At 70.0% G+C, this 16,891-nt stretch carries 16 protein-coding genes; 12 read left to right on the forward strand and 4 right to left on the reverse strand.

Features of this window, described 5'->3' with window-relative positions; all coding sequences use genetic code 11:
* Positions 1-212 precede the first annotated feature (212 nt).
* Genes ACY0PA_RS05505 through ACY0PA_RS05520 form a run of 4 tightly spaced genes read left to right on the forward strand, consistent with a single transcriptional unit; the run spans position 213 to position 5,660 of the window.
* Complete coding sequence (locus tag ACY0PA_RS05505; RefSeq protein ID WP_473083602.1) at positions 213-1,523, forward strand: ABC transporter substrate-binding protein; 1,311 nt, start codon at positions 213-215, stop codon at positions 1,521-1,523.
* Between the two features lie 14 nt (positions 1,524-1,537).
* Positions 1,538-2,473: a carbohydrate ABC transporter permease gene (locus tag ACY0PA_RS05510; protein ID WP_473083603.1), complete on the forward strand. Its 936-nt coding sequence runs from the start codon at positions 1,538-1,540 to the stop codon at positions 2,471-2,473.
* A complete protein-coding gene (locus tag ACY0PA_RS05515) occupies positions 2,470-3,291 on the forward strand; it encodes a carbohydrate ABC transporter permease (RefSeq protein ID WP_473083604.1) in 822 nt (273 codons plus the stop codon). The genes ACY0PA_RS05510 and ACY0PA_RS05515 overlap by 4 nt, the downstream gene beginning before the upstream one ends.
* Positions 3,288-5,660, forward strand: a complete 2,373-nt coding sequence (locus ACY0PA_RS05520; RefSeq protein WP_473083605.1) for a beta-xylosidase/alpha-l-arabinosidase — start codon at positions 3,288-3,290, stop codon at positions 5,658-5,660. Before ACY0PA_RS05515 ends, ACY0PA_RS05520 begins: the two co-directional genes overlap by 4 nt.
* Positions 5,661-5,727: 67 nt before the next feature.
* On the opposite strand, the gene ACY0PA_RS05525 is transcribed toward ACY0PA_RS05520, so the two are convergent.
* Positions 5,728-7,692, reverse strand: coding sequence for a M13 family metallopeptidase (locus ACY0PA_RS05525; RefSeq protein ID WP_473083606.1), 1,965 nt, complete (start codon positions 7,690-7,692; stop codon positions 5,728-5,730).
* 135 nt (positions 7,693-7,827) lie between these two features.
* Between ACY0PA_RS05525 and ACY0PA_RS05530 the strand changes: the two genes are divergently transcribed.
* Positions 7,828-8,532, forward strand: coding sequence for a TetR/AcrR family transcriptional regulator (locus tag ACY0PA_RS05530; protein WP_473083607.1), 705 nt, complete (start codon positions 7,828-7,830; stop codon positions 8,530-8,532).
* Positions 8,533-8,556: 24 nt separating this feature from the next.
* Here ACY0PA_RS05530 and ACY0PA_RS05535 read toward each other — a convergent pair whose 3' ends face one another.
* Positions 8,557-8,916 carry a YceI family protein gene (locus ACY0PA_RS05535; protein ID WP_473083608.1) on the reverse strand — a complete coding sequence of 120 codons (360 nt, stop codon included), beginning with the start codon at positions 8,914-8,916 and terminating at the stop codon, positions 8,557-8,559.
* Between the two features lie 112 nt (positions 8,917-9,028).
* On the opposite strand from ACY0PA_RS05535, the gene ACY0PA_RS05540 reads away from it, so the two are divergent.
* Positions 9,029-9,658, forward strand: coding sequence for a hypothetical protein (locus ACY0PA_RS05540; protein WP_473083609.1), 630 nt, complete (start codon positions 9,029-9,031; stop codon positions 9,656-9,658).
* Positions 9,659-9,661: 3 nt separating this feature from the next.
* The gene (locus ACY0PA_RS05545; protein WP_473083610.1) at positions 9,662-10,342 is read left to right on the forward strand and encodes a uridine kinase family protein; all 681 of its coding nucleotides are present in this window, start codon (positions 9,662-9,664) and stop codon (positions 10,340-10,342) included.
* Positions 10,343-10,364: 22 nt separating this feature from the next.
* Here ACY0PA_RS05545 and ACY0PA_RS05550 read toward each other — a convergent pair whose 3' ends face one another.
* Complete coding sequence (locus ACY0PA_RS05550; RefSeq protein WP_473083611.1) at positions 10,365-10,934, reverse strand: PadR family transcriptional regulator; 570 nt, start codon at positions 10,932-10,934, stop codon at positions 10,365-10,367.
* A gap of 71 nt (positions 10,935-11,005) precedes the next feature.
* Here ACY0PA_RS05550 and ACY0PA_RS05555 point away from each other — a divergent pair, with 71 nt between their 5' ends.
* Positions 11,006-11,398 carry a nuclear transport factor 2 family protein gene (locus tag ACY0PA_RS05555; protein WP_100594580.1) on the forward strand — a complete coding sequence of 131 codons (393 nt, stop codon included), beginning with the start codon at positions 11,006-11,008 and terminating at the stop codon, positions 11,396-11,398.
* A gap of 29 nt (positions 11,399-11,427) precedes the next feature.
* Here the strand turns inward: ACY0PA_RS05555 and ACY0PA_RS05560 are convergent, their stop codons facing one another.
* The gene (locus tag ACY0PA_RS05560; RefSeq protein WP_473083612.1) at positions 11,428-12,387 is read right to left on the reverse strand and encodes a LysR family transcriptional regulator; all 960 of its coding nucleotides are present in this window, start codon (positions 12,385-12,387) and stop codon (positions 11,428-11,430) included.
* Between the two features lie 149 nt (positions 12,388-12,536).
* Here ACY0PA_RS05560 and ACY0PA_RS05565 point away from each other — a divergent pair, with 149 nt between their 5' ends.
* The 4 genes from ACY0PA_RS05565 (at position 12,537) to ACY0PA_RS05580 (ending at position 16,883) form a co-directional block, all read left to right on the forward strand.
* Positions 12,537-13,232, forward strand: a complete 696-nt coding sequence (locus tag ACY0PA_RS05565; protein WP_473083613.1) for a type 1 glutamine amidotransferase domain-containing protein — start codon at positions 12,537-12,539, stop codon at positions 13,230-13,232.
* 2 nt (positions 13,233-13,234) lie between these two features.
* On the forward strand, positions 13,235-13,852 hold the full coding sequence (locus ACY0PA_RS05570) for a TetR/AcrR family transcriptional regulator (protein ID WP_473083614.1): 618 nt from the start codon (positions 13,235-13,237) through the stop codon (positions 13,850-13,852).
* Positions 13,853-14,058: 206 nt separating this feature from the next.
* Complete coding sequence (locus ACY0PA_RS05575) at positions 14,059-16,395, forward strand: xanthine dehydrogenase family protein molybdopterin-binding subunit (RefSeq protein ID WP_473083615.1); 2,337 nt, start codon at positions 14,059-14,061, stop codon at positions 16,393-16,395.
* 11 nt (positions 16,396-16,406) lie between these two features.
* The gene (locus ACY0PA_RS05580) at positions 16,407-16,883 is read left to right on the forward strand and encodes a (2Fe-2S)-binding protein (RefSeq protein WP_356274990.1); all 477 of its coding nucleotides are present in this window, start codon (positions 16,407-16,409) and stop codon (positions 16,881-16,883) included.
* The last annotated feature ends 8 nt before the right edge of the window (positions 16,884-16,891 follow it).

The raw sequence follows: 16,891 nt of genomic DNA on the forward strand, positions 1-16,891 counted from the left end.
GCATGGTCCGCGCCCTCTTCGGCGGCCCGAACCGGACCGCCGCCCTCGTCGTGCCCTTTTGCCGCAAGGCCTGACCTGCGCCAAGCGGCGCCCCATCGATAACGCTTCGGAAACCCGGACGCCGAGGGTTGACCGTCCCTTCGGCGCACCTTAGCGTCACACCATCCAAAACATTTCGCTCTCATTACCGACACTTTCGAGAGGCTTCGAAGATGAAGACACCCGCACGGATCTCCCGCGCCGTCGCCGCAGGTGTGGCGCTCACCCTCGGTCTGACCCTGTCGGCCTGTGGCGGCGGCTCCTCCGACTCGGCGGGCGGCGGGGACTCCGACAAGATCCACGTGCTGGTGTACGGGGACGCGGCCAACAAGGTCGAGAAGCAGCTCGTCGCCACCTTCAACAAGACGTCGAAGGTCAAGGCGGTCCTGGACACCATCCCCGGCGCCGACTACCAGCAGAAGCTGCAGACCATCATCAGCACCCCGCAGGCCCCTGACGTCTTCTTCAACTGGGGCGGCGGCAGCATCAAGCCCTTCGTCGACGCCGACCTCCTGCTGCCGCTCGACGACTTCATCAAGGACGACCCGGCCCTCAAGTCCAGCTTCCTGCCGTCGGTCTTCGACAGCGCGACGGTGAACGGGAAGCCGTACGGGGTCCCGATGCGCGGCACGCAGCCGGTGCTGCTCTTCAACAACAAGAAAGTTCTGGCCGACGCCGGTGTCACGCCGCCGAAGACCTGGGACGACCTGCTCGGCGCGGTGAAGGCGCTGAAGGCCAAGGGCGTCACCCCGATCGCTCTCGGCGGCGGCGACCAGTGGCCGACGCTGATGTGGTTCGAGTACCTCTACGACCGTGTCGCCGGCCCGGAGGTCTTCCAGAAGGCGCTCGGCGGCGACAAGAGCGCCTGGGAGAGTGCGGGCAGCAAGAAGGCCCTGGGCATGATCAGGCAGCTCGTCGACGCGGGTGCCTTCGGCACCAACTACGACTCGGTCAAGTTCACCGACCAGGGCTCGCCCACGCTGCTCGCCACCGGCAAGGCCGGCTTTGAGCTCATGGGTTCCTGGGAGTACTCGACCCAGCAGGACTCCCACCCCGCGTTCGCCAAGAAGGACCTCGGCTACTCCTCGTTCCCGACGGTCGCGGGCGGCACGGGCGACGCCGGCAACCTCGTCGGCAACACCAACAACTTCTACTCGGTGATGAAGAAGACGAAGCATCCCGAGGCCGTCGCCGAGTTCCTGAAGCTCCAGTACTCCGACAAGTTCGTGAAGGCGCAGCTGGGCATCGGCAACCTGCCGACCACGACGAACACGGACAAGTTCCTCGGCGCCTCCGCGAGCCCGGACTACTCGAAGTACCAGTTCGACCTCGTGAAGAAGGCCCCGTCGTTCCAGCTCTCGTGGGACCAGGCCTACCCCCAGTCCGCCTCGACTCCCATGCACCAGGCGGTCCAGCAGTTCTTCAACGGCGGGCTCGACACCGACGGTTTCATCAAGGCCATGCAGGCCTTGCCGACCGCGTGAGAACTGGTGCCGAGATGACCACCACCGTCACCAAGGCCGCTGTCGTCGCCGAACGGCGGCCCGCGCAGCGGCGCACGGCCGGCGTGGGGCGCCCGGGCTTCGCCTGGGCGCTGCCGGCCACCGTGTTCTTCGTCCTGTTCGCCGTCCTCCCGCTCGTCCTGGTCGCCGTGCTGTCGTTCACGAGCTGGAACGGTCTGGGCTCGCCCCGGTTCGCCGGACTCGACAACTGGACCAAGCTCTTCCACGACCCGGTGATGCTCAACAGCCTCTGGCTGAGCGTGCTGATCACCGTCCTGGGCGTGCTCGTCCAGACGCCGCTGAGCATCCTGCTCGGCGTCTGGGCGGCGGGCCGCCAGCGCAACCGCGCGATCCTGTCGGCCATCTACTTCGTCCCACTGCTGCTGTCCGCCACCGCGGTCTCCGTCCTGTGGCGCACGCTGCTCGACCCCAACTTCGGTGTGCCGTCACAGGCCAAGTGGCTGTTCGGCGACGGCAATCTGCTCGGTATGCAGAGCGGAGCCATCGGCGTGCTCGTCTTCGTGGGTGCCTGGCAGTTCACCCCGTTCCACACCCTGATCTACCAGGGCGCGGCGCGGGCCATCCCTCAAGTCCTTTACCAGGCAGCCCAGATCGACGGTGCGGGCACGGTGCGCCAGTTCTTCCACATCACGCTGCCGCAACTGCGCAACACCATGATCACGTCGATGATCCTGATGGTCGTCGGCGGTCTCACCACGTTCGACACAGTCCTGATCCTGACCCAGGGCGGTCCCGGCACGGACACCACCATCAGCGCCTACTACATGTACCAAAAGGCCTTCAAGAGCTTCGACTTCGGCGCGGGATCGGCCATCGCGCTGCTCCTGGTGGTGGTCGCGACGGTCATCTCGCTCGTCGTCGTACGGGTCTCGGGCTACGACAAGATGCGCAGCTCGGTGGAGGGCCTGTGAGAAAGCAACGCCCCAACTACCTGGCCGGCCTGGGCTCCGTGGTCTGGCTGCTCGTCGTCGGCGCCCCGCTCTACGTCCTGGTCTCGGCGTCCGTGCAGTCACGCGCGGACTACGGCGCGAGCGGCCCGCTGAGCCTGCCCCGGCACTTCACGCTGCGGAACTACATCGACGACTTCTCCACCGGCTTCGGCCGGTACTTCCTCAACACGGTGATCGTGACCGTGTGCGTGGTCGCCATCGTCCTCGTGGTGGTGCCGCCGCTGTCGTACACCATCGTCCGCAGCCGCGGCCGTGTCACGACCGCCGTCTTCCGTCTGTTCCTGCTCGGTCTCGCCATCCCCGCGCAGGCGGTGATCGTGCCGATGTTCTACGTCATCAGCAAGGCGGGGCTCTACGACAACCTCATCGGCGTCATCCTGCCGACCGCGGCCTTTTCGCTGCCCATGTGCGCCCTGGTCCTGACCGGGGTGATGCGTGACATCACCCCGGATCTGTACGAGGCGATGGCCATCGACGGGGCCTCCTCGTGGCGGGTGTTCCATCAGCTCGTCCTTCCCCTGTCGCGGGGCGGGCTCTCGACGATCGCGGTCTTCTCCGCCCTCCAGGCGTGGAACGGCTTCCTGTTCCCCCTGGTGCTCACCCAGTCCGACTCCACCAAGGTGATCACCTTGGGGCTCTACAACTTCCGCACCCAGTACGGCATCAACGTCCCGGGGCTGCTGGCCGCCGTGGTCCTGTCCATGGTGCCCGTCCTGCTCGTCTACCTGTTCGCCCGGCGCACCCTGGTCCAGGGGCTCATGGGCGTCGGAGGAAAGTGACCCACAACGTGGCCGTAACGACAGACTCCATCACGCCCGTGTGGCGCGACACGACCCTCGACCACGAGACGCGCGCCGACGCCCTCATCGGCGAGATGACCCTCCAGGAGAAGGTCGCCCAGCTGTTCGGCGTCTGGGTCGGGGCGTCCGACGAGGGCGGCGAAGTCGCCCCGTACCAGCATGAGATGGAAGAGGTGGTCGACCTCGATGCGCTGCTGCCGCAGGGGCTCGGGCAGCTCACCAGGCCCTTCGGCACCGCCCCGGTCGACCCCGCTCTCGGCGCGCTGTCCCTGCTGCGCACCCAGCGCCGCATCGCCGCGGGCAACCGCTTCGGCATCCCGGCGGTGGCGCACGAGGAGTGCCTCGCGGGCTTCGCCGCCTGGGGTGCGACCGCCTATCCCGTCCCGCTCTCCTGGGGCGCGACGTTCGACCCTGCACTGGTACGGCGCATGGCCGGGGCCATCGGGCAGGACATGCGCTCGGTGGGTGTACACCAGGGCCTCGCCCCCGTGCTCGACGTCGTGCGCGACGCACGGTGGGGCCGCGTCGAGGAAACCATCGGCGAAGATCCCTACCTGGTCGGAACGCTCGGCACGGCCTACGTCCAGGGCCTGGAGTCCGCCGGGATCATCGCCACCTTGAAGCACTTCGTGGGCTACTCCGCCTCCCGCGCGGGACGGAACCTCGCGCCCGTCGGCATGGGGCCCAGGGAGCGCGCCGATGTGATGCTGCCGCCGTTCGAGATGGCGCTGCGCGAGGGCGGCGCCCGCTCGGTGATGCACGCCTACACCGACACGGACGGCGTCCCGTCGGCAGCCGACGAGCAGCTGCTCACCGGGCTGTTGCGGGACATCTGGGGCTTCGACGGGACCGTGGTGGCGGACTACTTCGGTGTCGGGTTCCTCAAGACCCTGCACGGTGTCGCCGCCACCTGGGGCGAGGCGGCCGGCGCCGCGCTGACCGCCGGGGTGGACGTGGAACTGCCCACCGTCAAGGCGTTCGGACAGCCGCTCCTCGACGCGATCGCGGACGGACGGGTGTCCGAGGCCGTCGTGGACCGCGCGCTGCGCCGGGTGCTCGTGCAGAAGGCGCAGCTGGGCCTCCTCGACACCGGTTGGGACGCGGTGCCGCAGGCGCTGGCCGGTGCGGACCTCGGAGACCCGCAGGCGCTGCGCGGAACCGTGGTCCTGGACACCGCGGAGCGCCGCGCCCTCGCCCGGGAGGTCGCCGAGCAGGCCGTCGTCCTGCTCCGCAACGACGGCACACTCCCCCTGGCCCGGCCCGCCACAATCGCGGTGGTCGGCCCGACTGCCGACACCGCGACGGCCGTCCTGGGCTGCTACGCGTTCCCGGTGCACGTCGGCGCCCAGCACCCCGAGACACCGGTCGGGATCGAACTGCCCACTCTGGTCGAGTCGTTGAGGGCCGAGTTCCCGGACAGCGAGGTCGTCACCGCGCCCGGGTGCGGCATCGACGACACCGGCACCGACGGTTTCGCCGAGGCCGTGGAGCTGGCCAGGGGCGCCGACGTCGTCGTCCTCGCGCTCGGCGACCGGGCCGGCCTCTTCGGCCGCGGCACCAGCGGCGAGGGATGCGACGCCGAGACGCTCGCGCTGCCGGGCGTGCAGGAGCAGCTCCTCAACACGCTCCTGGACACCGGCACACCGGTCGTGCTGACACTCCTGGCGGGACGCCCGTACGCGCTCGGCCGTGCGGTACGGGAGTCGGCCGCCGTCGTCCAGTCGTTCTTCCCCGGCGAGGAGGGCACGCCCGCCATCGCCGGTGTGCTCAGCGGGCGGGTCGCCCCGTCGGGACGGCTGCCCGTCAGTATCCCGAACGGCCCGGGGGCCCAGCCGTCCACGTATCTGGCGGCGCGGCTCGGTCAGGTCAACGAGGTGTCGAACATCGACCCGACACCGGCGTTCGGCTTCGGGCACGGCCTGACGTACACGTCGTTCGACTGGTCCGATCTCACCGTGGAGCGTGCGACGGTCGGGACGGACGGCGAGGCCGAACTCGCCTTCACCGTAAGGAACTCGGGCGACCGTGACGGCACCGAGGTCGCGCAGCTCTATCTGCACGACCCGGTCGCCTCGGTCGTGCAGCCCGTGCAGCGGCTGATCGGGTTCGTGCGCCTGGCACTCGCGCCCGGGCAGGCCGCGCGGGTCCGGGTGACGGTGCCCGCGGACCTCGCGTCGTTCACCGGGCGGGACGGGCGGCGGATCGTCGAGCCGGGCGAGCTGGAGCTGCGGCTCGGCGCGTCCAGCACGGACCTCCGGCTGACCGCGAAGGTGACGCTCACCGGTCCCGTGCGGGCGGTGGACCACACCCGCGGACTGCACGCCGGCTTCGGCGTCACCGTGTCCTGAACCAGCCGTGGCCCGTGCCTTCCAGGAAGGTCTTCCTGGAAGGCACGGGCCACGCGTCACGGGCGCGCTACCAGATGCGCACGCGGTCCGCCGGGTCGAGCCACAGGCCGTCGCTGTCCGACGTGTTGAACGCGTCGTGGAACTCGTCGAGGTTGCGCACGATGTTCGCGCGGAACTCCGCCGGCGAGTGCGGGTCGATGGTCAGGTACTGCTGCTCCTGCTCCTTGCGCCGCTTGGTGCGCCAGCAGTAGGCCCAGTTGAGGAACAGCCGCTGGGAGCCGGTGGTGGCCTCGTGCTCCGGCGACGGGGTGTCGCCGAGCGAGATGACGTACGCCTTGTGGCCGATGGTCAGGCCGCCGAGGTCGCCGATGTTCTCGCCGACCGTGAGCGCGCCGTTGACGGTCTCGCCGGGCAGGTTGCGCGGCGAGAAGCCGTCGTACTGCTCGATGAGGGCCTTCGACTTGGCCTCGAAGGACGTCTTGTCGGAGGCGGTCCACCAGTCGTTGAGATTGCCCGCGCCGTCGTACTGGGCGCCCTGGTCGTCGAAGCCGTGGCCAATCTCGTGGCCGATCACGGAGCCGATGCCGCCGTAGTTCTCGGCCGCTTCGGCGTCGGGCGCGAAGAACGGCTTCTGCAGGATGCCCGCAGGGAAGCAGATCTCATTGGTGCCCGGGTTGTAGTACGCGTTCACCGTCTGCGGCAGCATGAACCACTCGTCGCGGTCGACCGGCGAGCCGATCTTGGCGAGCTCGCGGTCCGTCTCGAACGCCGCGGCCGCCTGCGCGTTGGCGAGCAGGTCGTCCGCGGTGACCTGGAGCTTGGAGTAGTCGCGGAACTTGTCCGGGTAGCCGATCTTGGGGCGGAACGTGGCGAGCTTCTCGAACGCCCGCTCCTTCGTCTCGTCGGTCATCCAGTCGAGCTGGGCGATCGACTGACGGTAGGCCTCCAGGAGGTTGGCGACGAGCTCGTCCATCATCGCCTTGGACGCCGGCGGGAAGTGCCGGGCCACGTACTCCTTGCCGACGGCCTCGCCCATCGCGCCCTCGACGAACGCGACGGCGCGCTTCCAGCGGGCGCGCAGCTCCGGGGTGCCGTTGAGCGTGCGCCCGTAGAAGTCGAAGTTGTTCTGGACGAACGCGTCCGAGAGGTACGGCGCCGAGGCGCGCAGCACGCGCACCAGCACCCAGTCGCGCCACTGCTCGATCGGGAACTCGGTCAGGACCTGGGAGAGGTGGGCGAAGTACGAGGGCTGCCGGACGCAGGTCTCGGCGATGGTCGTATCGGTGCCACCGAGCCCGGCGGTGTAGCCGTGCCAGTCGAACTCCGGCGCCAGGGCCTTGAGTTCGTCCAGGGCGATGAGGTTGTACGTCTTCTGCACGTCACGGGTCTCGGCCCGCTCCCAGTGGCCCGCGGCCAGCTTGGTCTCGATGGCGAGGACGGTCCGCGCGGCGGCCGCGGGATCGGCGTGCTCGGCGAGCGTCAGAAGATCGGTGAGGTAGGTGACGTACTTGTCGCGGATCTCGGCGAACTTGTCGTCCCGGTAGTACGACTCGTCGGGCAGGCCGAGGCCGCCCTGCACGACGTTGACGAGGTAGCGGTCGGAGTTGCGGTCGTCGGTGTCGACGTACGACCCGAAGAGGCCGGAGCCGCCGACGCGCTCGAAACGGCCGAGGAACGTCGCGAGGCCCCGGAGGTCGGTGATGGCCGCGACCTCGTCGATCAGCGGGCGCGCCGGCGCAAGACCGAGCGCCTCGATGGCCTGCTCGTCCATGAAGGAGGCGTAGAGGGCGGCGATCTTGCGTACCTCGCCGGCGTCGGCCGAGGTCGCCTCGGCTCCCGTCGCGAGTTCCTCGATGATCGCCTTGACCTGCTCCTCAGCGGTGTCGGCGAGCTGCACGAAGGGGCCCCAGCTCGAGCGGTCCTCGGGGATCGGCTCGGTGTCCAGCCAGTGGCCGTTGACGTGGCCGAACAGGTCGTCCTGCGGCCGGATCTCGGGGTTCATACCCGGGCGGGCGTCATCAAGAATGCTCATCGACGCAGCTTATGCGAGGTGCGGCCGGGACGTTTCGTAATCCCCCGGGCCGGGATCCTCATAGGGCTCCGAACACGCTCGTTAAAAACTTGTTCGTGACGAACGTGTTCGTCACCCGCTCGTTACGGTGAGCACGTGTCCCCCCGGCCCGCAGCACCCCGCAGCCGCCGAGAGCGCCCGGCCAAGCCCGCCCTGACCCGGGACGGCATCGTCGCGACCGCGGTCACGATCATGCGCGACGAAGGCCTCAAGCGCGTCACCATGCGGCGCCTTGCGCAGGAGCTCGACACGGGCCCGGCCTCGCTCTACGTGTACGTGCGCAACACCGCCGAGCTGCACGCGGCCATCCTGGACGAGCTGCTCGGCGAGGTCGACCTCTCCCCCGCCACCGCCGCGGACGACTGGCAGGACCGTCTGGTGCGGATCCTGTCCTCGTACACCGCCGTGCTCTTCGAGCATCCGGGCCTCGCCCGGTCGGCACTCGTGGCGATGCCCTCGGGCGAGCACTACCTCGACCTGCTCGAAGCCCTTCTCGCGCTGCTCGCCGAGGGTGGTGTCCCGGACGCGCAGGCCGCGTGGGGCGTGGACGCCCTGGTGCAGTACGCCACTTCGACCGCGGCTGAGCAGTCCACCCGCGACCAGGACGAGGGCGCCCGGGGCGACTGGGACGCCCTGACCACCGCGCTGCACGACGTGTCCGCCACGAGCCACCCGCGCCTCGCCGCGCTGGGCGACGAACTGCTGTCCGGGCCGGGACAGGCCCGCCTGGGCTGGGGCCTGCGGGTGCTGCTCAACGGGATGCCGCACACACCCAGGCCGTCCAGCGCCGACACCCCGTGACCCCCCACCGGGTGTCGCGGCAGGTCAACGCGTCGCCCTGATGTCCAGGCGCACGATCAGGCGGCGGCCGGTCATGCCCTTCGCGGTGGTCACACCGAACGCGTACCGGTCGACGACGGCCGACCCCACGACCGTCAGCCTGCGGCCCTCGACGGCCACGCTCTCCACGGTGACGTCGACCGGTCGGCTGACTCCGAGGACGGTCAACTGCACTGTCGGAACTGTCACGTTGGAGTCCACCTCGACGCCTTCGCCGCGGAACGCGAACTCGGGATGGGTGGCCCACATCGAGGTAGTCGGCCGACCGTACGTGTTCGTCGCGGCGCGCCACACCCGGGTCGAACGTGTCCCGCCGACGGCCCGCACGGCCGTACACAGTGCCATCCCACCTACACTGCGCAGGGGCAATGCACCGAAGAAGCGTGCACAAGTGTGTGTGGTGTGAGTACCCTTCGGCACCAACACACAGCCCCACAGAAACAGGAAGCGGGCAGTCATGTCGGACAGCAACACGCTCAAGTCCCAGTACTCCGCCCAGGTGGAGGCCGACATCGAGCGCAACGCCAAGGAACAGGAACGCGTCGCCGCCGAGTTGGCCGCACTTCAGGAGCAGCTCCAGACGCTGGACCACGACCGCACCCTGCTGGTGGGGATGCGCGAGGCACTCTCAGGCCAAGGCACGGCGGCGGTGGCCGAGGAGGCACCGGTCGCGCCGAAGACGGCGCCTCCCGCCGAACTCCCCAAGGCACGCAAGCCGAAGGGAGAGAGCGCGGCACCCAAGCAGCGCGCGAAGAAGGCGGCCGGCAAGCAGGACACCACGAAGAAGGCACCCACCGTCGCGCAGCCCCGCACACCCGGCACCCCCACCCTGCGGGAACTCGTCCTGAACCTCATCACCACGAGCACCGAGCCGCGTTCGGCCGCCGAGGTCACCACGACGCTCGCCGAGACCCACCCCGAGCGCAAGGCGGGTGGCACGGTCGTGCGCAACACCCTCGAATCCCTCGTCGCCCGCGGTCAGGCCGAGCGCACCAAGCAGAACAAGTCCGTGTTCTACACCGCCCTTCCGGCCGCGGCGCCCACCACTGAGGACGCCGACAAGAAGGACGCTCCGGCGAACGCCTGAGACATGGCGGACGCCGGATGGGCGCGTGCGGTGCGCGCGGAAATCCCGGCCGGCACCGCACAACCGCCGCTGTCGTGCGCCCTCATGGAACCCACCCCTGAGACGTACAGGGCACTGGCGACCCGCATCCGGGCGGCGCCACCGCGGTGCGGGCCGGTCAGGCTCGTCGCCGTGGACGGCCCGCCGGGGGCGGGCAAGAGCACGTTCGCCGAGCGCCTGGCCGGGGCTCTCGGCAGCGCCCCGATCGTGCACACGGACGACTTCGCCTCGTGGGACGACCCGTTGGGCTGGTGGCCCCGCCTCGAGGAGCAGGTGCTCCAGCCCTTGGGGAGCGGGGTGGCCGGCCGGTTCCAGCGCTACGACTGGGTGCGGCGCGAACTCGCCGAGTGGCACGAGGTTCCCGTCGGCCGCGCCCTCGTCCTCGAAGGTGTGTCGACGGCGCGCCGGGCCGTCGCCGACCGTCTCGCCTGCGCCGTGTGGGTCGAGACGGGTCGGACGGTGCGTCTGCGCAGGGGCCTGGCTCGTGACGGTGAGGACGCGCTGCCGCAATGGCGTACGTGGATGGCCGCGGAGGACGAGCACTTCACCCAGGACGGGACCCGGGAGCGGGCCGACGTGGTGGTCGACGGCAACCCGCGCACCGCGCCCGCCGATCCGGCGCACACCTACCTGCGTCTGCAGTAACCACCCGTCTCCGTAAGGGAGTTCAGGATCGGCCGGCACGTGACGTGCGACGGGCCAGGATGTCCAGGACGCGCTCGCCCCACCGGAGGTTCTCCTCCTCGAAGGAGCGGCCGCGCATCAATGTCAGGTACGGGCCGATGCGTTCGGCGTCGCGCAGGTACGTGTCCTCGTCGCGCCCGTCGAGGAGCCGCTCCCTGAGGCGTTCGTAGCGGGCCAGCTTGCCGCGCGCCCACCCCATGCGCTCCTCGACGAGCGCGCGTACGGCGTCCGGGTCCGCGCCGTCCGAGGCCTGGATCTTGACCATGAGTTCGTCGCGGATGGCGGTGGGCCTCGGCGGGGCGAGGGCGAAGTCGTCCAGGGTGGCACGTCCCGCGTCGGTGAGCGTGAACATCCGCTTGTTCGGCCTGCGTTCCTGCGGCACGACCCGCGCCTCGACCAGGCCCTCCCCGGCGAGGCGCTCCAGTTCCCGGTAGAGCTGCTGCGGGGTCGCGGACCAGAAGTTGGCCACCGCCACGTCGAACACCTTGGCCAGGTCGTACCCGGACGCCTCGCCCTCCAGGAGGGCCGCGAGGACCGCGTGCTTCAGAGACATCTGGACACGCTAACACCGGCACGATTAATCTCGGCCGCACCTATTCAACAAATTGACTATGGAGCGCGCGCATGAAGGCATTCCGCAAGGCCGTGGAAGCGAACGACCCCGACGCCGTCGAGGCGCTCCTCGCCGAGAACGTCGTGTTCACCAGCCCGGTCGCCTTCCACCCGTACCCCGGCAAGGCGATGACCGCCGCGATCCTCCGGGGCGTCATGCGGGTCTTCGAGGACTTCCGCTACGTACGGGAGATCAGCAGCGCCGACGGACGCGACCATGCCCTGGTCTTCGTCACCCGCGTCGGCGACCGCGAGGTCAACGGCTGCGACTTCATCCACCTCGACGAGGACGGGCTCATCGACGACTTCACGGTCATGGTGCGCCCGCTGTCCGGCGCCGAGGCCCTCTCCGAGGCCATGGGAGCGCAGTTCGAGCGGATCCGGCAGGAGGCCGCGGGCGCGTAGCCGCGCCGCCGCTGTGAGGCCGGTGGGGGCTACCAGCCCCGGCCGGCCTCCAGGAGCTGGTCGCGGACGAGGGCGATGTGCGGGTTGTCCGGCGTTCCGGGGCGCTGGACCACGTAAACGGTGTTGAAGGGCGGGTCCTGCGGGTCGTGGAGGAGGACGAGCGCACCCGCCGCGAGCAGGTCGCGGCACAGGTAGCGGGGCAGCACGCCGAACCCGGCGCCGGCCGCCACGGCGGACACGACCCCGCGCAGGTCGGGCACGGTGACGGCGGCCTTGCAGGTCAGGCGTCCGCCGAAGACGTGATGCCAGTACCGGCGGACGATCGGGAGTTCCTCCGCGTACGTGATGAGCGGGACGGTGTGCAGCATGCCGGGTCCGTCGGCGGCGATCCGGTCCGGGCCGCCGATACGGTCCGCCCAGGCGGGTGCGGCGACCAGGACGCACTCCTCGTCGGCGAGCGGCACCGACATCAGATTGCGGCCGCGGGGGCGGGCGGTGGCGATGACGAGGTCGTGCCGTCCGGTGCGCAGCTCCTCGAGGAGCGGGTCGGTCAGCCCGGTGGTGACGCGCAGCCGCACCCCCTTCTCGACCAGTGGTGCCAGCGCCGGCAGGACGCAGTGGCACAGCATCTCGGCCGGTCCCGCGAGGTGGACGGGCTCGGCCGCGGCGTCGGTGCCGGGTCCGCCCTGTCCGGCGACGGCCGACAGGGCGTCGAGCGGGTCGACCACCCGGGACGCGAGCTCGTGGGCGAAGGGAGCGGGAGCGACGCCGCGCGGCAGCCGCTCGAACAGCTCGCGGTCCAGCCGCCGCTCCAGCGCGCGGATCTGTGTGGTGACGGTCGGCTGTGACAGACCGAGCAGTCGCGCGGCCGCGGTGAAGGAACCCGACCGGTACACCGCGAGGAAGGTGCGCAGCAGATTCAGGTCCAGCGGGCCCGTGTGCGCCGTCCGGCCTATTCCCGGAGACCCATTCGAATCCCTATTTCTCATATGGACCACCCTATTGGATTCCTATGGGAGACCCGCCCTACGGTCGGTGCCATCGCCACACACTGACGATCTGAGCACACAGCGTCAGAGGTTCCGCGATCCGAACCCGTCCTTTGGGCCCGCGGGCCCGCACCCTCGGAGCACTCACCATGTCGAAGATCCTTTTCGTAGTCACCGGCGCCACCCACTGGACGCTGGCCGACGGCACGCTGCACCCGACCGGCTTCTGGGCGGAGGAGGCCGTCGCCCCGTACGAAGCCTTCAAGGCCGCGGGCCACGACATCGTCGTGGCCACGCCCGGCGGCGTCGTCCCGACCGTGGACAAGGGCTCCCTCGCGCCCGAGTTCAACGGCGGCCAGGAAGGCGCGGACCGGGTGGCCGCGGCCCTCGCCTCCTTCAGTGAACTCCAGCACCCGGTCAAGCTGGAGGACGTGAACCTCGACGACTACGCGGCGGTGTTCTACCCCGGCGGCCACGGCCCCATGGAGGACCTCTCCGCCGACGCCGACTCGGGCAGGCTCCTCACCCGCGCCCTGGAGACCGGCAAGCCGCTCGGCATCGTCTGCCACGCCCCGGCCGCCATGCTCGCCGCGATCAAGCGCGACGGCTCCAACGCCTTCGCCGGGTACAAGGTGACCGCCTTCACCAACGCCGAGGAGACCCAGGCCGGCTTCGCCGACAAGGCGAAGTGGCTGCTCCAGGACCGCCTCGTCCACGCGGGCGTGGACTTCCAGGAAGGCGAGCCGTGGGCCCCGAAGACGGTCGTCGACCGCAACCTGGTCACGGGCCAGAACCCGTCCTCCGCCGCCCCGCTCGCGGCCGAGCTGCTCGAGAAGCTGGCCTGACGATGGGCGCCGACCGGCTCGACGAGGTCCTCGACGCCGCCTACGACTGCCTGACCAGGTACGGCGTCCGGCGCACGACGATGGACGACATCGCCTCCACCATGGGCGTGTCCCGGTCCGCGGTCTACCAGTACGTACGGAGCAAGGACGACGCTTTCCGCCGGCTCGCCGAGCGTCAGCACACGCAGGCGCTGGAGCGGGCCCGGCGGGCGGCAGCCGAGGACTCTCCCATCGCCGGGCGCGTCCGGGGTGTCCTGGCCGCCAAGCTCGAGCTGGTTCTGCGCCTCGCCGGGGACTCGCCGCACTCCGCCCAGCTCCTCGACGCGAAGGCCCGGCTGTTCGGCGACATCTGCCACACGTTCACCGCGGATCTGCGCCGGCTCCTGACCGACCTGTTCACGCAGGCGGGCACCCCCGCCGCCGTGGAACCCGCCGAGGCCGCCGACATCTGCATCGCCCTGGTGGTCGGCCTGGAGTCGGTTTCCGACGCACGGCAGTTGTTCACCCCGGCCACGGACGCGCTGCTCGCAGGGCTCCTCCGCAGCCCCATATCCGTATGCACCTCGCGGGTGACAACGCCCGGCGGGCCGCCGCCCGGATCCGTGACGCGTCCCGCCTGACCGGCCACACTGTGCCCACCGGCCGGGCGGGGCGGGTCTGGGTGGCTCGCCCCTCTCGCAGCCGCGAGCCGTGAGCCTCAACTGCCCCCGCATACGCGAGTGTGTGGCAGTCATGTGGAGCTTCCCCGCACCGTATACACCCTCCGCCTCCCACGCCCTAGGCTCCCCGGTTGATCAACTCAATCCGTGCGCCGGGAGGCACCCTCATGGCAGAACAGAGCCGTTCGCCACGTGAACCCGCACAACCCGATGGCCCCGGCGGTCCCGGACGGCGACGGGTGCTCGCCTATCTGCTCGCCGCACCGACGCTGGCGGTCGGTGCGCGCATCGGCCTGGACGCCGTAAGCGGTGAGTCCGCAGAAGCCGCGGTGCCTTCCGTGCCGCAGCCTGAGGAGCTCTTCGACCTCGGTGACATGCAGACCATGGCGGCGGCGCCCACATCCGGTCTGATCTCCGTCCAGGTGCACTCCGACGGGACAGCGTCGTTCGCGGTTCCGCGCGCCGAGGTGGGCCAGGGCATGACGACGGCGGTCGCCATGATGATCGCCGAGGAGATGGACCTCCCGCTCGCGAAGGTACGGGTGTCCCTGGCCGACGCGCGCCCGGAACTCCTGATGAACCAGCTGACCGGCGGCTCCAACTCGATGCGCAGCATCTACCTCCCCGTCCGCTCCGCCGCGGCCGTCGCCAGGCAGCGGCTCGTCGCCACGGCCGCACAGCAATGGGGCGTACCGGAGTCCGAACTGACCACGCGGGAAGGCGTGATCACGCACGGCACCGCGAAGAGCGCCACGTACGGCTCGCTCGCCGAGGCCGCAGCCACCGCGCGCACCATCACCGCCTCCGCCCACCTCAAGTCCACGTCCGACTTCACGATCCTGGGCACGCCGCAGAACCGTATCGACGCACGCGACATCGTGACCGGCGCCAAGAAGTTCGGCATGGATCTGCACGTGCCCGACGCCAAGCCGACGATGGTGCGCAGGCCGCCCACGGTCAACGGCACGGTGGTGTCCGTCGCGAACGCCGACGCCGTCAGGAACATGCCGGGCATCACCGACGTCGCCACCGTCGAGCACGGTGTCGCGGTACGCGGCGAGACGTTCGGCCAGTGCATCGACGCGCTGCGCGCGCTCGACGTGACCTGGGGCCCCGGCACCGTGGACAAGGAGTCGGACGACACCGTCCTCGCCAAGCTCAGAGCCGCGGCGCTGCCCATGGCCGTACCGCCGCTCCTCACGAAGAAGATCGACGCCGAGTTCACCTTCGCGTTCGCCAGCAACAGCCCGCTGGAGCCGGACAACGCGATAGCCGACGTGCGTCCCGGCCGCGCCGAGATCTGGGCGAGCCTCAAGGTTCCGATCGTGGCGCAGCGCGACATCGCCGACCGGCTCGGGCTGCCGCAGACGGCTGTCACGGTGCATGTGGTGGAGGGCGGCGGTTCGTTCGGGCGGCATCTCTTCCACGACGTGGCCGCAGAGGCCGCGGAGATCTCGCAGAAGATGGGCAAGCCGGTCAAGCTGTCGTGGTCACGGACCGACAACTTCCGGCAGGGCAGGACCCATCCGATGTGCGTCTCGCGCGTGCGCGCCACCTACGCGCTCGGCAACGTCGTCAGCTACGAGCAGCGTCACACCAGTTCGCAGACCGACTTCGGGCACGGGCTCGGAGAGATGATCACGTCGACGGCGGCGAAGCTGCCCGTGGCCGGCAACCTCACGTTCGCCGAGACGATCTTCCAGCTGACCCAGTCCACGCCGTACAACTTCGGTGTCACCACGCAGCTCCTCAACGAGGTGCCGCTGAAGTTCAACACCGGCAGCATGCGCAACATCTACTCCCCCAACGTGGCCTGCGCGCGCGAGCTCGTCGTCGACCAACTGGCCGCGAAAATGGGCAAGGACCCCGTCGCCTTCCGCCGCGAGTTCCTCAAGGAGAAGCGGCTGCGCGCCGTCCTCGACAAGGCGGCCGAGGCCGGGGAATGGGGCAGGTCGCTGCCGGCAGGTGTCGCACAGGGGATCGCCCTGCATACGGAGTACCGCGGCGCGGTCGCCTCGCTCGTCGAGATCGACTGTCGGCCCGAGACGGTGAACCGCAAGGTCAGGGACGGTGTCACCGGCCCGCGCGTGACCCGCGCCCTGATGGTCGTCGACGCCGGATTCGCGATCAACCCCCGTGGTCTGGAAGCCCAGATGATGGGCGGGATGAACGACGCGCTCGCGATGGCCCTCACCTCCAGCCTGCACATCAAGGACGGCATCCCGCTGGAGGGCAGCTGGGACGAGTACTTCTACACGCGGCAGTGGAACACCCCGCCCGACCTGCGCGTCATCGTCATGCCGTCCACCGGTGACAAGCCCTCGGGGGCGGGGGAGCTGGGTGTCGCGCCTGCGTTCGCCGCCATCGCCTGCGCCTACGCGCGTGCCACGGGCACCCTGCCGACGAGCTTCCCGGTCAACCACGCCACCCTCTCCTTCGACCCGCTGCCCCTCGAACCGTCCACACCCCAGTCCCCCACCGACGGTCTCGACCGCGCCTTCTGAGGAGCCCCGCCATGCCCAGTCACACCTTCAAGCTCAACGGCGAGCAGATCACGGTCGAGGCCGAGGACGACGTACGGCTGCTGTGGGTCCTGCGCGACCTGCTCGGCGTCACGGGACCCAAGTACGGCTGCGGCCTCGGCGTGTGCCAGGCCTGTACGTCACACATCAACGGCAAGGCGTTCAACCCGTGTTCGGTGCCGGTGTCGAAGATCGGCCCCGAGGACGAGGTCACCACCATCGAGGGTCTGCCCGCCACGGTGGGCAAGGACCTCCACCCGATGCAGGAGGCCTGGCTCGACCTCGATGTCGCGCAGTGCGGGTACTGCCAGCCGGGCCAGATCATGACGGCGGTCGCCAAGGTCCGGCGCGCGGCGGAGGCCGGCCGCGACATCACCGACGCGGACCTCGACGAGATCCGCAACATCTGCCGCTGCGGCACCTACACGCGTATCCGCGAGGCGATCAGGGCAGGCGCCAAGAACATGTGAGGAACCGC

This window comes from Streptomyces sp. DS1-CR2 (assembly GCF_055760475.1).

What these genes read in the sequence shown, in the direction of transcription:
- ACY0PA_RS05550 (WP_473083611.1), bottom strand. Translation starts at nt 10,934, where the DNA reads ATGTCTCTGAAGCACGCGGTCCTCGCGGCCCTCCTGGAGGGCGAGGCG.
- ACY0PA_RS05565 (WP_473083613.1), top strand. Translation starts at nt 12,537, where the DNA reads ATGTCGAAGATCCTTTTCGTAGTCACCGGCGCCACCCACTGGACGCTG.
- ACY0PA_RS05510 (WP_473083603.1), top strand. Translation starts at nt 1,538, where the DNA reads ATGACCACCACCGTCACCAAGGCCGCTGTCGTCGCCGAACGGCGGCCC.
- ACY0PA_RS05525 (WP_473083606.1), bottom strand. Translation starts at nt 7,692, where the DNA reads ATGAGCATTCTTGATGACGCCCGCCCGGGTATGAACCCCGAGATCCGG.
- ACY0PA_RS05535 (WP_473083608.1), bottom strand. Translation starts at nt 8,916, where the DNA reads ATGGCACTGTGTACGGCCGTGCGGGCCGTCGGCGGGACACGTTCGACC.
- ACY0PA_RS05580 (WP_356274990.1), top strand. Translation starts at nt 16,407, where the DNA reads ATGCCCAGTCACACCTTCAAGCTCAACGGCGAGCAGATCACGGTCGAG.
- ACY0PA_RS05575 (WP_473083615.1), top strand. Translation starts at nt 14,059, where the DNA reads ATGGCAGAACAGAGCCGTTCGCCACGTGAACCCGCACAACCCGATGGC.
- ACY0PA_RS05540 (WP_473083609.1), top strand. Translation starts at nt 9,029, where the DNA reads ATGTCGGACAGCAACACGCTCAAGTCCCAGTACTCCGCCCAGGTGGAG.
- ACY0PA_RS05570 (WP_473083614.1), top strand. Translation starts at nt 13,235, where the DNA reads ATGGGCGCCGACCGGCTCGACGAGGTCCTCGACGCCGCCTACGACTGC.
- ACY0PA_RS05505 (WP_473083602.1), top strand. Translation starts at nt 213, where the DNA reads ATGAAGACACCCGCACGGATCTCCCGCGCCGTCGCCGCAGGTGTGGCG.
- ACY0PA_RS05545 (WP_473083610.1), top strand. Translation starts at nt 9,662, where the DNA reads ATGGCGGACGCCGGATGGGCGCGTGCGGTGCGCGCGGAAATCCCGGCC.
- ACY0PA_RS05560 (WP_473083612.1), bottom strand. Translation starts at nt 12,387, where the DNA reads ATGAGAAATAGGGATTCGAATGGGTCTCCGGGAATAGGCCGGACGGCG.
- ACY0PA_RS05555 (WP_100594580.1), top strand. Translation starts at nt 11,006, where the DNA reads ATGAAGGCATTCCGCAAGGCCGTGGAAGCGAACGACCCCGACGCCGTC.